Origin of the sequence: Candidatus Gillettellia adelgis, assembly GCA_020541285.1 — a bacterium.
GTDB lineage: Bacteria > Pseudomonadota > Gammaproteobacteria > Enterobacterales > Enterobacteriaceae > Gillettellia > Gillettellia adelgis.
On sequence record CP047043.1, the window covers coordinates 44,930 to 61,273 of the forward strand.

The following is a 16,344-nucleotide window of genomic DNA, read 5'->3' on the forward strand; positions in this document are numbered from 1 at the left end:
ATTAGAAGTAATATTTATTTCTAAGTCATGAGGTAAAATAGTAGTTATGTAATAACAATACAGTATTATAGTATATACTTATTGATATATTATTATCAAGTTTAATGTCAGTTTATAGAACATAGATAGACAAAGAAAGCACTCTTATATACAAAGTTACGCTTTACAAGCAACCGTTATGCTCTTTAACACTAAGTTTATAAAATGGGTAACGAAGGTTGCAAGCTTTTAGAAAGATAGATTTACATATCCGTTCAATACTTAATATATTCATTAAAATAATGCTATTAATAGAATAGTTTTACTGATAATTGAGATATTAAAGCATAAATTTAATGTACGTTAGCAAGCGCAGTATAGAGAATTAGTGTTGACTAGTCGCGAATTAAAGGCGTTGCCTCCCTAGGTATCGAGGCTACAATTAATCAAAGTTAATTTTTTAAATTGACCTGTATCTAATAAAAGTTTTTGCATTATCAAGTTTAAATTTACACTGTACTTATATAAATATAGAGATATTACATATGTTAGAATCTATACAGTTCTTGACTTTATGAGTCTGTAGTAACTTACTTATATAAGATTTCTTATAGAAATATAGGATAGGCTTACATCAGTTAGTACCAGTTTTATCAAACCATAATAACCAATTTTCTCATCTGTCAGTACTACAAGAAGTAATGCTAATGTAATAAGATTATAATTTTATTATAATGCGCTTAAAATAGATTGTTCATGATTTTCAAAGCTTGGTTAATCGTGTAATGATACATTGACTCATCATAACTATGCTACGTATAAAGCATAATCAATATCATAATATTATTAAGAAGATAAAGGTGAGAAAGAAGGTAATGATTAAAATTACAGGCAGATAAAATGATTTTTAGAAACTTAAATAAGTGAAATGCTTCTAACTAGACAATAGTATAACCGAAACAAAATAGGCACATATATAAGGTGAGTTACTTCTATAGATATAGAGAATTTAATTCTAAATATAGATGAACATGTCATGAGTAGCCAGATTGTATCACTATCATTACCTAATGATTAGACTTGACGAACTCTTATATAGTCAAGTAACGTAGATTTTTAGATATTGATAATCTTAGAAAACGGTACAGTATACAGTTTGTATAAGTCTATGTAAATAATGCTTTATTGATTGTTTATTTTTATCTGCAAATACTTTCAGTAAGAAAACTTACTGAAATGACTGTTACTCAATATAATACAATTGTTTTATTTATAATGTCACTGCAGCAACTAAATATTCTGGTTGCACGAGCACAGTGTAGTCGTCTAATTATGATAAAGGATAGGCTATCTAATACGGTAGATTTACCGTACTATCAAAAACAACACGACTCTATTTTTATGCATGATTAGATAAGTATGCTCAGTATACCGTGACACATGTAAAAGCAAACATGTTTTGTAATATTATTCGAAATATGTCAGTGAGAGTTAAAGATGTTGTTGTAATTGACAAATTTGTCTGCTGCTATCGCTATATTGCTATAGAGTAGCGCGATAAGTATAAGTTTTAATAAAATTTATTAGAATTGTAAGCAACAAATTAGCACGGAACGTTAATTTCAACGTATTATATATTAACTGCAGTGCTATTTTATACTTCATCGCATATATTAGATATATTTTACAATGCTAGTTTTAATTACAACTAGCATACGGAAAAGGATAATGATATATTTTGAACAGAGTAATAATCCTTATGATTATTTACCCTATAAAGATATTACTTAAATTCACAACAACATGCAACTGGCCTAATGTTTTTTATGAACTGTAGTTATAGTTATAATTACTAGGTAGTAAGTGCTGCAAAATAGTAACATCATTGTATGGGACGTGTTACGACTACTACTAAGATACATAAAGATAACGAGAATTATGGCTAATCATGTAACTGCTATTTTTCTGTAATGTGTACTTAACATACAAGAATAAAAAAGTACTACCTGTTATTGCTGTCTTGTAGGTTATCAGACATTATTCAAACCTCACGTTATGAGTTAGATAACACTGAGATTTGAGTATGTAGTACTATAACCTAGTAAAATAACTTTATAACATAATTGTAACTATACAAATTTGTATCTTCGGGTCACACATGCAGTCGCACAGCAATAATGAGTACTAGCACACGTTTTTGACAGACGCTAGTACAGCAGAATCTTTCAACTGTCTTACTTTATTTATGTTAATTTATAATAGTTGTTTTTAATTCTATAAAACTCTCTTTGAGATAACAAACTACAGTGGTTGTTGCATAACTTATATTTTACAATATGCCTATGTAATTCATGACAGTAACTGTCAGGAAAGCGCTTGATTATCAATGAGGTTTATTGTATAATAAAATTATATTAATGCAATGGATACTACTTTAGTTGGATTTGTATAGTTCTGCAGAGAATTTAGTATTTAAAAGGCTACTTTTTAATATAAATGTTCGAAATTCTTAGGTAAGTTATTAAGCTTCTATTAGCTTGCCTATCTCACGAAAAATTTCATTTTTAGAGAAAAAAATGTTTATTATTAATGCACAGCTACGTAAAAATCACGGTAAAAGTGCAAGCCGTCGTCTACGTATAGAGAATAAATTTCCAGCTATCTTGTATGGTGGAAAAGAATTACCAGTAGCTATTATTCTAGACGAATACTCTGTTAAAAACATAGAGTCTAAGGCGGAATTTTATAGCGAAACCATGATGCTAGTAATTAATGGCAAAGAAACCATTGTTAAGGTTCAGGCGATACAACGTCACCCTTTTAAATCGCAGCTCACCCATATTGACTTTTTGCGCAAATAATTGCAATATATTAGAACATTTGAGGATATCGACGTATATGCACAATAGTAAAATTATATTTTATTTGTCATTATTGAGTAATAACTTATGACTATAAGTTAGTTGATAAAATGGATTAGTTATGTGACTGGTTAGTCTATCAAAAAATGCCTTACGATTTGCTTGCTCTATAATACTAGAGTATAGTATACCTGTATATTACTTACAATTTTTGTAATCGCTAGTTAACTAATGTAATATATTGAAGTTAGCAAGGAAAGTAGTACGTTTTTTATAAGATAGTATTATTTTTAATAATAGTACTCTTCACTTAATTGTAGCACAATCAGAAGTTATCTTTATGTGAAATTGCGTGTATCTTGTTTTAGCGTAATATAAGCACCTGTGGTGGCATAGATCTATGTGAATTTTTGGGTTTTACATTCTAAAAATTACGAAACATATAGAATATAACTATTCATGTTTTACTTAAGTATAAAGATGTTTAGTTGTTAATAGGTAAACTATATAAAATTTGAAGATTACACTTTATATTCTTATAGATCCTAAAATAAATTATTAAATTTGAATATGTTGTTAACTTGGTTAAATCAATATATACTAAAAGTGTATATTGATTTGACGTTAAAAAATAGATAGTATTGATATTTTATAGTGTTTATTTATATGTGAGCATGAGTATACAATACTACGAATAGATTTTATCTATTACGTAGAAAAATTAAATATATAGTAGGACGCTTGTATATCGCATCCTATAAACTAGCTGGTTATCAGTATGTAATAGTAACAGGCGTGAACATTAAAAAAGTTTTGACATAATTCATCGAATAATACAGTTTTTCTAGTTTGGGTTTTATTAAGTAGGCTATCGATTTGTTTTATAAATATGTTGAAGTATCACCATTATCTTTAATTTTTTTGTATTATTAATTAACATGAGTCAAAAAACAAGATAGCTAATATTTGTTTTTTATACTTATATAACATTATATATAGTATGATTAATGCGTAAACTTCTTCGAATCTTTTTGCTTAAATACCTTAATAATCACTAAGATTACAAGCAACAATAATACCTTTAATATATTCAAGGTTGTCTAACTCATTAAAACATGGTGTAAGATGCTAATTAGATTCTTTGTCTTACGGATTTATATGTGCTTATATAGTAATGAATACCTAGATATTTAGTAAATAAATCTAGAAAATGCAAGATATTTACAGATATTAAGAATCATAAAATTAATGAGCTTTTTATCAATGCTTTTTATCTATAATAGAGGCTATGATTGTGTAATTACCTAGCAGAAAAAGTACATGTTAATCGTACTAGCTATAATGCAATGATATATCGTCACAGTGATCTCTACAAAAGATTATTGAGTGTATTTATTAAATAATTAAAAAACTTCCAGACATGTTTTAGAAGATTATGAATACTGAAAACAGTCGGGAAAATGATTAATTTTTAGCTCATTCTACTCATATAATACAAGTAATAAAATTAACACACTTGGCATATCGCTTGAGGTAAACGCTGGAAGATCACCATAGATGATGGTCATATGCATCGAGATATCATAAATATATGCTATTTAAATGATGTAACCAAAAGAATAATTCTTATATATAACCAAGATATTATGAGCAATCAGCAATTTAAATATCACAACAAACACTGTGTTATTTAATTAAAGTATTTTGTGTAGAGTATATTATTTCTATAATATGTCTCTGAGGTGAAATTAAAACTAGCGTATAGAATTTTGATTGCTTATACATGTTAAATTATATTTTTAAGCAATAACGTATATTCTCATTAATACTAATCCTCTTCATTTCAGAATATTGTCAACATAAGTGAATGTAGAGGTACATACAAAAATATTTTTTAGTCTGTTTTATGAGATAGCTCAGCCACGTCTTGGCTTCATTTAGAGGTTTTTTGATGAACTGTTCCTCATCAATGCTTAATAAGAAAAAATGAAATAAATATATAGCTATGGCTATATTAGTATGAGGATAAGAACCATACAATGTTCTACCTTGCCAAAATTAATGTTAGCGGTGTTTTAGTGACACCCACAAAGAATATGGTCATTAACTGATTGTATTCCGTAGCACCGCGATTAAACATAATGTCTGATTAGAAAGACATATCCTTTTAATATTAAGAAGATTAACGTAACTAGCTCTTTCGGATAAAACTATAATAATAATTATAGCTAAGAATAGTGTTATATTTTGATATACTAATAAAACTACGGAAAAGAGCAATGGTTGTAGCTAACGTAAGTTGCATAGACTATAGGCGGTTTATTCAGTGAGTATACGGGTGTAAACTATTAGCAAGGTGATTACAAAATGATGTGATATTTGTGCTAAATAACATTTATTGTACATACACACTATACTTCTTGATTATTTATAAGAGATTAAACTTATTGGTCACCTAATATTAAAACAATAAAATTGCTATAGGTGATAGTAATCAACTTGTAATAACTACATCGAAAAAATACTAATACGACATAGTCAATCGTCATATGATGCTATCATAACTATAATTATAAAAGACAGCTTAGAAACTAGGATATATGCGTTATGGTATATTTAACAGATTTACAACACTTTATGGTTAATTAAATAATTACGACTAAATATTCAAGTAATTAATATTGTGTATTAGTAATTAAGAAGGAGTAGTATAATGTGGTTATATCGGCATGTAGCGCAGCTTGGTAGCGCACCGTCATGGGGTGGCGGGGGTCAGAGGTTCGAATCCTCTCATGCCGATTAATTTAAGTATATAAGTGTATTATTTGATAGTAAGTTCGTATTGGTTTGATTTGCTTAAGCTATCACTATAGTACTAGCATGAAAATTCTGTTTTTTTATTTTAAAATTCTTGTATTATACTTGGTATAAGGTGCTTTTGTATTAATTTTAATGGTTTTATTATTTATTTACTTTATTAAGTGTTAAATAGCCAATCACCTATGTTGATATATTATTGATCTAGTCATTCTTAATGTCGATAAACAAGTAATATTTTCATTTGGTGTATTATATCCCTGAATGAAGACACATATTATATTATTAGGATTTGATGTATTCAGAAGGTATGGAGAAATATGTAAAGCATTTGTGGTTGTTATTTAAGTTTTGTGCAGATATATATCTAAAGATCAATTATCTCTGTTATTAGATAAGTCATTTGAATTAGTAAGTAATTTATTACCTTATACGACTATTGCAATACTTCTGGGTTTTTTTACAAATACACACATATTTACAGAGATATTAAGTGTCCGTTAGAGGGCCCTAACTAGCTAGTACTTACATACTATTGAAGATATTTATGTATAACATCCGATCAGGATAAACAGGCTCAGTAATTATTTTACAGTTATAGTTTAAGAGCCATAATATGGTTATGGTTACATTATAATATGATCTGATATCTTTCATCTAATAATTATGGAATATAAATATTTATCAATAACAGGAATATAGATGCATTATTATTGATAGCTAAATTTGATTGGCTATGCAGATTTAATAAAACCAGGTAACAGAAATACAGACTAACTTTACTAAAGTTATCTCTAGTATGTGGATTGACATCCAAGAATATCGGATATGGATAGAAAATAAGAAGATTATAAAATTCATGTAGATTTTATAAAGTATTTTTTTTGAAACACAGAACTAATATAGTGCATGAGCATCGATATTTTTAAAAGCAATTATTGTAGCGCGTATATGGATTAAGACCTATAAACATAAAAAACTAAAACGTTGCACTTAACGCACTAATATAGATTTAAGAAATATACATATATGCTGTTTAATTGAGTCAGCAAATTTAACAGAAGTAAACAGTAAACAGTGAACAGTGAACATTGAGTTAACTATAGTCTTTATATAGTTTCCACCCAACGACCTAGCATACTTAGTAAGATAGATTCTTTACTATTGGCAACGTGTAGTCAATTAGGAAGTAATCGCACTATTAGTATTAACAATATCATGGCATAATATAGGTTCTAGCAAGAACTGATAACTCTGAAAGTAGAATTCTCATTATAGTTACACTAAATATTCCTCTTGCTGTATTGATTCAAATAAAGTATAGTGTAATTAATAGTGAATTAGTTTTGTGTAGAATACACTACACAATGATGATACCATAAGTTTTCTATTTGTTAAGGTAGAAGTGTAGTAAGAAAATATTCCATGATATATTGAGTATTGTTAATATTACGCATCACGTTTTTTAAAAAATACTATGCTATGTGTAGCGTGAACCTCACTGTTATAAAACACGACTTATATATCAGATATATAATGTGAAATCAGTCATGCTGATAACCAGAATAAAGAATAACGTAGAAAATAAAAATACTAAGCAATATATGTCGTTTCGTTAGATATAAAATAGTTATGTCTTCTAATATATAGCAATAATATTTATCAATAAAATAATAGTACATAATAACTATTATAGGCACTATAGTTTTTGTATTAAGAAAATAGTAAGCATTCAAAGTGCTTACTGTCTATAATAGTTTGATAATCGTATTTTACGATATAATCTGCTTTACGTACTCAGTATTAATTAGCAAGTTTTTGCGTTTCTATCTCAACTGTCCGTATTATAGCATAGAGTTTTTAGTTATTAATAGTTACGACCTAATAATTCTTGATGGTATAACTCATTAGCACATTTTATTCTTAATATCTTCTAAGATAAACATTTAATAAACGTTTAAGAAGAAAAAAATTTTTAGTTATCTGTTAAACAACTATGTTTTGAGTTGTGCATTATACTGTAATATGTTTTGTTTATATCGATAAGTATGTAAGCATATTTATACTTAATAGCAAATTCATTTATTGAATCTTAATGTAAATAAAATGTCGCGCTTTAATGTGAGTATGTCATACATAGTCAACCCGAATAATGACCTTACAATAAATAACTAATAGAAAATCTAAAAATCGCATATAGACAGGTAATACGGCTATCTCTTTCGGTACTATACGTACCATTAACTATAGATACCTGGATATATATTACTCGAGTAAAATTTTACTAACTACTTCGCCTGTTAATCAAGAGATATGTACAGTGCTAATCTTCTGATCGATGTCGCTATTATTTATATGCGTATTATATTATCCGATAATGTTTGCGTTAAATATTTGTGCTTCACGGTCTCAATAAACTAACTTCCTCATCGATAGGAGATTATATACTACAAAGTGATGATTGATTTCATATTGGTCATTATCAGGTAGTATATTCTGCTATGTTATCTATGTTTATACTGTTGTAAGTACCAGTAGTTTTATTAGTTGTCAAGTTGTTATTTTTAATGATTTTTATGATACACTCTCTATATATTAGTTAGTGTTTATTTAGAGTCACTAACTAATATTAACTGTTTCTTTGGTTATTATTGGGAAATTACTCTATTTTATTCAGTCTTTATTATGTTGAAATTGGTTGTCTTGTCTGATAGGACAACTTGCAAAACAGATATTATATATCTATTATATTTTTAATAAAAAGCAATAATTTAGAGTATAGATTTATCATTATTAATTATGTTAATTTTTAAAGAAATCACTCATTTTATTAGGATGACTTCTTAATTCTAAAAAAATAAAAGTAATCAAGTGCACTTAACGATCATAGATCTTTAAGACGTGAGTACGCACTCACTTAGAGACTCAGTGTCTAGTATAGAATCATGCATTTTGTATATAACGATAGTCACTGGTATTTGTGTAATAATAAGTAAGCTAATGATCAATCATAAAAATTACCATACCGCTTTAGTGTATCGTATAGAGCGTATTATATCTTGAGGATATCAAAGCATTATCTTGTATTGATTATATAGGACGTCGTTAATGTGTTTAACGATGCATTAGATATCTGGTCTATTATATTGAATACAATGAAATTACTGAATAGTATGAGTTATATCACAGGTAACCACTGCATTTATGATATTTATAAAAATTGGAAACGAGACATGTATTTTCAGAATCTTATGAATATTGTAAATCGAAGATCTAGTATAACACGCCACTCTATTATATTAACATTTTACATCTGAGATAGGGCAATGTTATAATATATATAAATGTTTTCAAAGTTAAAATCTTATATTATAGAAATTAACAAAAGTTTATTTTACTTAATATAAGTATTGTGCTATATATACTAATATTAGCAGCAAAATAATTTGTAAATATGATTTTTTGTAGCAATAAAATATCGTCTAATCTGTTAATATTAAATATACCCTTTAAATACAGGTCTACTTAAATAGCTAAAATAACTAGCATACCGTATAGTTAAAAAACGAGGATATAGTACAGAATAATAGATGAATTAACAACTTATATGTGTTATACTGCACTTTTTTGATAAAAGTGCACCACCTTTTTAAGGTCTCGGTAAGATTTAGAGAAAATTTTTAAAAATTTTAATGATAACTTCTAGCCGCTAAAGCATGTACTTGCAAATTCATTGTACATATAATATTGTTAAATCCATTGAATTTTATAAGATCAGTGATTGCATATATTCAATAGTGCTTGATCAAAAGATACCAGAATAATGAGTATAAATTCAATACTACTCCATTGAATCATTCAATTCACTCACCGAAAGATACACCAGGGTCAGCGAAATAGTTGTGTATCACATGATTTTAATAAATAAAAGCATTTTAGTATATTTATATATCACTTATATCATAGGTGTAAAAAAGATAACAGAGTTAAAAATTTTTGTGATCTCTATCACCCTATAATTAACCAAGATAATTAAATAAAGCTAACGCATTTACGAATTGTTTTGATAATATATACTGCTCTTCCTGTCTGTGTTTATTGCAACATTCTTGATATGAGAATATATGATGAATAGTGGAAGATCATTCAGCACAAATAATAGGATAATTCGAGGTAAGGTTATAAGGTCGGGTGATATTATATCGTGCTATGGGCAGCAAGTAGCGTTCTGTTTCTAATAAAATTTGCGCTAAATCAATTTTTTTTAAATGACTTAATACTCGTTGTATGTACGGATCGTCTCTTTCACCCGACATATACTGATTGCCATACCAGTTCTGTAACAATTTATCCTGTGCTTTAAGTTGCACTTTGTGTTGCCAGTCAATCTGTTGTGTTTTTGGATGGTAACATGTTTTTAGCCACGCCCAGCCACTTTTGTGTAGTAGAATAAGTGGCTGGGATAAACCGTATTGATATCCTTCTATCAGTTCTGATAAATATTTTTTGGCATGGTCTTGTGTAAGCGCTGCAAAACACCAGGTAGTATTTTTTTTACCATATAAACGACTTATTCCTGTTCCACCAATATAGCAGTATATTAGATGCTCTAGCCATAGTAAAATTCCATCAATAATTGACAAATTAGCAGGGCGCCAGCGTAGCAAACCATCATTTTGTATATGAGTCAAGCAACCGTTAATATATACACCCCCAATCTTAATATTTAGTTCTAGGTGTTCACTAATCTTGATCTCGGATTTTATTTTATCGGCTAATTCCATGATTTGTTGTTGTTGGTTATACCAATAAAGTTCACCAAAAACGCCGCAGGGTAATTGACCAGTAGCACGTATTTTTTTGAAAAGATTATTTGAGTTATCACCCTCTATCAGAGTGTTTAATAGTTGGTTGTTTAATTGATAACAAGTACTATTATCGAGTATAAATGGCTCTTCTTCAGATAGAATGTCATTGTTTAGTTTAAAACTAACACCAAGACGTAACTGAAAAAAGGCTCGGATTGGGTGATAGTAAAATCGCCGTAGATCATCCAGCGAAATACTTGGTTCATCTTTAGGATATAATGGTCGAATAAAAGGTAAAGATGTCGCATTGCACTCATGCGTTACGGGTAACCATATGGTAGCATAGCTTTGTTGTTTAGAGTCTGGCAAGAAGTTTTCAGAAGCAAATGGCATACGTGTATGCCATTGAAGCAAGTGTTGACCGACGCGCTGACCGCTACTATCAACATCTAAATTTTCATCGCCTGGTAAATAATAGCTGCGTTTAAGATATTCCAGGAGCTCTGTCAGCAGCACTGAAGGATAACGTTTTTTATTGTCTTGAATAGAACGACCAATATAGCTAATATATAAATGCTGTTGCGCTGACAGAATCGTCTCAAGGAAGAGATAGCGGTCATCGTCGCGTCGGCTACGATCGCCACATTCTGGATGCTCTGACAGTAGGTCAAACCTAAGTCGAGGAGGAGTGCGTGGGTAAACGCCGTCATTCATTCCTAAGAGGCAAACTACTTTATATGGAATAGAACGCATGGATATTAGCGTGCAGAAATTGATTTTTCCAGATATAACATATCGACTAATAGGTTCGTTCTTAAGATGCGATATCAGATCGTCCCGTAAAATACTGAACGATATAGCATGTGAGTAACTTGCTGCTATACCAACGTTGATGATTTTTTGCCATTTTTCCTCAATTAATTTAATTACAACTTCATTGTCTCTTTCTTGTACAAAGAAGGTATCCAGAAGTTGGCGGCATAAAGGCAACCATTCTTTTAGCGATCTTGTTTCGCTTAACCATTTTCGCCATTGGCTAAGGTCAGCAAGAAGATTCGCCAGTTGTCCAATAAGTTCAGCCGCTAACCCATTTGATTCATCATATGGTAAAATGCCTCGCCAACAACCAGCTTTGCTGTCCATTGCATAACCCAGAAGCATACGGGTAATGCCAAAACGCCAGGTGTTTTGTCCTGTTTCTGGTAGATCAAGTTCACGTACATTATCGTCATCTAACCCCCATCGCACACCGGATTCGCCTACCCAATAACGTAATAGTTGTAGTTCTTCTGTATTAATCATAAAACGTGCTGCTAGTGCGGGCACTTCTAGTAAACCAAGAACTTCTTCACTAGTAAATCGGCTATATGGAAGGTTGAGTAATGAAAGAAATGCTTTTAGCATTATGTGTTCTTGATGTGCTTTATGGTCAGAAATTGAAAAGGGTAAATAACATTCTGAAGAAGCATTGCCGAATATAGCCTGAATATATGGTGTATAGCTATTGATATCCACCGCCATCACGATAATATCGTGCAGCATTAATTCTAAATCTTCAGACAGCATGGTTAGCAATTGATCGTGCAATACTTCGATTTCTCGCAATGCGCTATAGCAGAGATGTAAACTAAAAGAACGGTCTTTAGGTGCTAACCGGCGCTTAGACACACTGCTCTTGAATATTTCTGGTGTAATGCCAAGAACTGCGGAATCTTTACATTCTAGTATGTCATGCTGAATAGTGTGTAGCATATTATCATCAGGAATATCTACAAAAGCATCTACTTCTTCTATTTCTGTTAATTGCGATAAGAGAAAGAGATAGTCTCGTCCTAATTTTCCCCAGGAGTCTAACAAGGAGTTACTGAGTTTTTGTGTTTTTTTATCAAGTAATATTATTGTTTGATTGAAATCATAGAATAAGTGTGGTTCTTGTATACAACGGTAAGTGTATTTTTTTTTGTTTTTCAATTGAGTTAGCAATGGATGATTATCAATATCACTCCAATAGTAGCGGCAAGGGTTAGTGAACATAAGATGAATATCGATATGGTGACCCAGCGCCTGCAATGTTTTAAGATATACAGGCGGTAAGGCTGATATGCCAAAGATAAATATTCGTTTTGGTAAGTGAGGTGGGCAATGTTTTTTGGTATCTAAAACGCTAATAAATCGATTATATAAGTTAGTACGAGGCCATTCTGATTTTTCTAACTTGCAAATATACTGAATGAATCGTCTCCATAGTCGAGCTTGCCACCGTGCAGTCTCAGACAGATCATTAATACATTGGCCGTGCTCCCAGCTTTCTAGCCATTGAGGACGATATATGAGGTATTGGTTAAAAAGATTAGCTATTCGGTCAACTAATTGATGAATTTTATGTTTTTCATTATCGTCTACGAGATAATGCTGTAGTGGTAAAAAATCTGGTATAGTCAATAATTCTGGTAAGAGCCACATCAGTTTCCATCGCATAGTATCTTTGTTAAAAACATTTTCTTTTGGAACATCAGGTAACACATGGGTAAATATCTTCCAGATAAACATTTCTGGAAAGAAAAAAGCAATATTAGCAGAAATTCCGCATGTTTCTGCTAATTGTATTTGTATCCATTGTGCCATGCCATAGTTGTTCACTACGATAATTTCCTGTTGCAAAGGATCTGGCAAAGGATTATTATCTATCAATTCGCTCATTATTGTTTTTAATCGATGTAATTGATTAGAATGATAAACTGTAAACACCGTGCTTTCCTTTAAAAGAAATCTGCCTAGCATGTCTTTTGGTACGTTTCATATTAATAAAGCAGTACTATCTATTGTTGATGCTGTATTTTCTGTTTTTAACTACTATCAAAAAATATCCGTACACATTAGATACAATTCATATTACCAGCTACTAAGTAGTTTTACTATAATTTTGACATGGTGAAAATCTTGGGGTTTTAGTGTGCTAGTTAGCTATCGATGATAATCTAATTATTACTACTATAATAATAGTAGTAATCTTGATGGTATTATAATAGTTGCAATAGCTACAGAAAATCTCTATTTAATAATAGATAGTGTATGATGAATATCACTTAGGTTCCGTTATGTTTTTTTGTAATAATGTTTTTATACAGACGTTTGACTTCTAAGAAACGCGTAATTTTAATAAGCTGCTGAATTTAGTCGTTTACCGTTAGAGTATTATACGAAAACTATTAATTTATATTGATGTGCAATTAGCACATCTATAGGTTAATCAGGGTTTAAACGGTATGTACAGAATATATATTGCACATACGTCTTAAGAAATATTCTGTTGAGTTAACCACTGATATTATTAGTCTACAATAACAGCATGATGGTTTATATACTAAATGTTATGTATTTATTAGATTACATAAGCAATGAAATTGATTAAATTGACTGAAAGTACTATTAGTTTTCTCAGTTAGTCATTTAACGTCCATGAATATTTAGCAGCATAGATTAGTATGACTGTAATGTAGTTATTTAATATGAATTAACTGTTATCATCGTAGTGATATAGCGTGTAAAAATATTTTTCTTTGCTTGCATATTAATTGAAAGCTTGTTCGTAATAGTACAAGCAGTATGTAAAGCTCTGGTTATCGTAGAAACGTAAAAATAATAAGTTACGAATCTTGATGCTAATGAAAATATTACAGAACTTTAAAATGGTATACATCGTTTTAGGTTGAATTTGATTTTATTCTTCGCGCATTTAATATTTAGGTTACAGAAAATATTAAATGGCAACAAAAAAAGTAAGTACGTTCGTTTTATATTTATTCACATCAATATTGCTTGTTAGCAAAGACCAACTGCATCGCGAAGTAGTATTGCTTTATCTATTTTTTCCCACGGAAAATATTCACGGCCAAAGTGGCCGTAGGTAGCAGTCATCTTATAGATGGGTTTTAGAAGATTCATCATCTTAATTAGGCCGTAAGGGCGCAGATCAAAAAACTTGCGTACCAGACGTATTAGTTTCTCATTAGAAATTTTTCCACTACCAAAAGTTTCTATCATAATAGAGGTGGGTTCTGCTATGCCAATAGCATAGGATATCTGAATCTCACAGCGGTCAGCTAGACCTGCGGCAACAATGTTTTTAGCCACGTAGCGTGCAGCATAAGCAGCAGAACGATCAACCTTAGATGGATCTTTTCCAGAAAATGCTCCGCCACCGTGACGCGCCATACCACCATAAGTATCTACAATAATTTTACGACCAGTTATACCACAATCTCCCATAGGTCCACCAATAACAAAACGACCAGCGGGGTTGATGTGATATTTGGTGTTTGCGTTCAACCATTTTAAGGGTAATACTGGTTTGATAATCTCTTCCATAACCGCTTCCCGTAGATTCTGGTAGGAGATATCTTCAGCGTGCTGAGTGGAGAGAACGACAGCATCGATGCCAATGATTTCCCCATCGTTGTACTGGAAGGTTATTTGGCTTTTGGCATCTGGTCGAAGCCATGGTAGGGTACAGTTTTTACGTATTTCGGACTGACGTTCTAAGAGACGGTGTGCGTAGGTGATTGGTGCTGGCATCAATACTTTTGTTTCGTTAGTAGCATATCCGAACATTAGACCTTGATCGCCCGCACCCTGTTCCAATGGGTTAGTTCGATCCACTCCTTGTTCAATATCTGGAGATTGTTTTCCGATAGCACTCAGTACAGCGCAGGAATTAGCATCAAAACCCATATCTGAATGAATATAGCCAATTTCACGTACTGTTTTACGAGTAATGTCTTCGATATCAACCCAGGCACTAGTAGTGATTTCACCGCCAACTAAAACCATACCAGTTTTAACATAAGTTTCACAGGCAACACGTGCTTGCGGATCTTGTTGTAGAATAGCATCAAGAATGGCATCGGAAATTTGATCCGCGATTTTATCAGGATGCCCTTCGGAGACAGACTCAGATGTAAACAGGTGTTTAGCCATTTTCTTTCACCTTGAATGAATCAGATAGAGATTACTGTATATTTTAGTTCTGCAGCATGAAACTAAGTCTTTTTACTGACAGTCTGAGTAATTTTTGAAATATCATAAATATGAATTATTAAGTAGTTTATTGGAAATAGTTAAATTAACATATAGATGTTTTTTAAGTACAGACTTTAGATGACTAGTCATATTTCTCTGACTATACAGAGAAATGCTTAGTGTTATTAGTAGTTTTAGGATTATTAGATCCTTTAGAATCTAAAGGTTGCGTGTATGCTAGATTTCTTAAAATCCTTGTGTTTTCTGGTTATATTTTATAATTTATATATATTCATAGTCTATTTTATTACAATCACTAAGGGTAGATTATGAAACGATTTTGCGATATATCAGTGGGTTGTAATGATTATTTATGTGTCATTTAATTATTACACGATCTATCATAACTGTTTCAGTTAAAACATAACGTAGTCTATATTATAAATGTAGCGTGTGGAAAACGAGAAACATTTACAGGCGTCTACAATACCCCTCCAGAGAATCTACAAAAATCGATGCGCTTTATTTATAAAGTATATTCAATGCAGGAATATAGCTGAGTGATGGCTAGAGATTTTTTAATATCAGTCGCATTGTATGAATAGTAGTTGTTATATGTTAAGATATTGTGAGCATTTTAAATATATGCAATATACTTCGCTATATTCTTTGGACATATTATAGGATCGATAATGAAGTGTTTTGAGTTTATCGCCATTAGGCATACAAATCTGTTAATGAATTATATGCATTTTACATAAATAAAAGTGATCATTATTTATAATCAGCGAAAGGCTAGCGATTATGATAGACATGCTTCGTCTATTATTTATCTGCTTAAATTTACATTTTAGTGCAAA

Annotated in this window: 3 protein-coding genes and 1 tRNA gene; 2 read left to right on the forward strand and 2 right to left on the reverse strand. The window is 30.7% G+C overall.

Annotated elements, in window-relative coordinates; genetic code table 11:
• The first annotated feature begins 2,555 nt into the window (after positions 1 to 2,555).
• On the forward strand, positions 2,556 to 2,840 hold the full coding sequence (gene rplY, locus GIY03_RS00090) for a 50S ribosomal protein L25 (protein ID WP_457913707.1): 285 nt from the start codon (positions 2,556 to 2,558) through the stop codon (positions 2,838 to 2,840).
• Between the two features lie 2,725 nt (positions 2,841 to 5,565).
• Positions 5,566 to 5,639 (forward strand) — tRNA-Pro (locus GIY03_RS00095).
• Positions 5,640 to 9,799: 4,160 nt separating this feature from the next.
• Here the strand turns inward: GIY03_RS00095 and recC are convergent.
• Entirely contained in the window at positions 9,800 to 13,213 is a 3,414-nt protein-coding gene (gene recC / locus GIY03_RS00100) for an exodeoxyribonuclease V subunit gamma (protein ID WP_457913708.1), read from the reverse strand.
• A 1,074-nt stretch (positions 13,214 to 14,287) separates the two neighbouring features.
• Entirely contained in the window at positions 14,288 to 15,442 is a 1,155-nt protein-coding gene (gene metK, locus GIY03_RS00105) for a methionine adenosyltransferase (RefSeq protein WP_457913709.1), read from the reverse strand.
• Positions 15,443 to 16,344 lie beyond the last annotated feature (902 nt).

Coding starts and splice junctions, on each gene's coding strand:
- rplY (WP_457913707.1), top strand. CDS start 2,556: ATGTTTATTATTAATGCACAGCTACGTAAAAATCACGGTAAAAGTGCA.
- metK (WP_457913709.1), bottom strand. CDS start 15,442: ATGGCTAAACACCTGTTTACATCTGAGTCTGTCTCCGAAGGGCATCCT.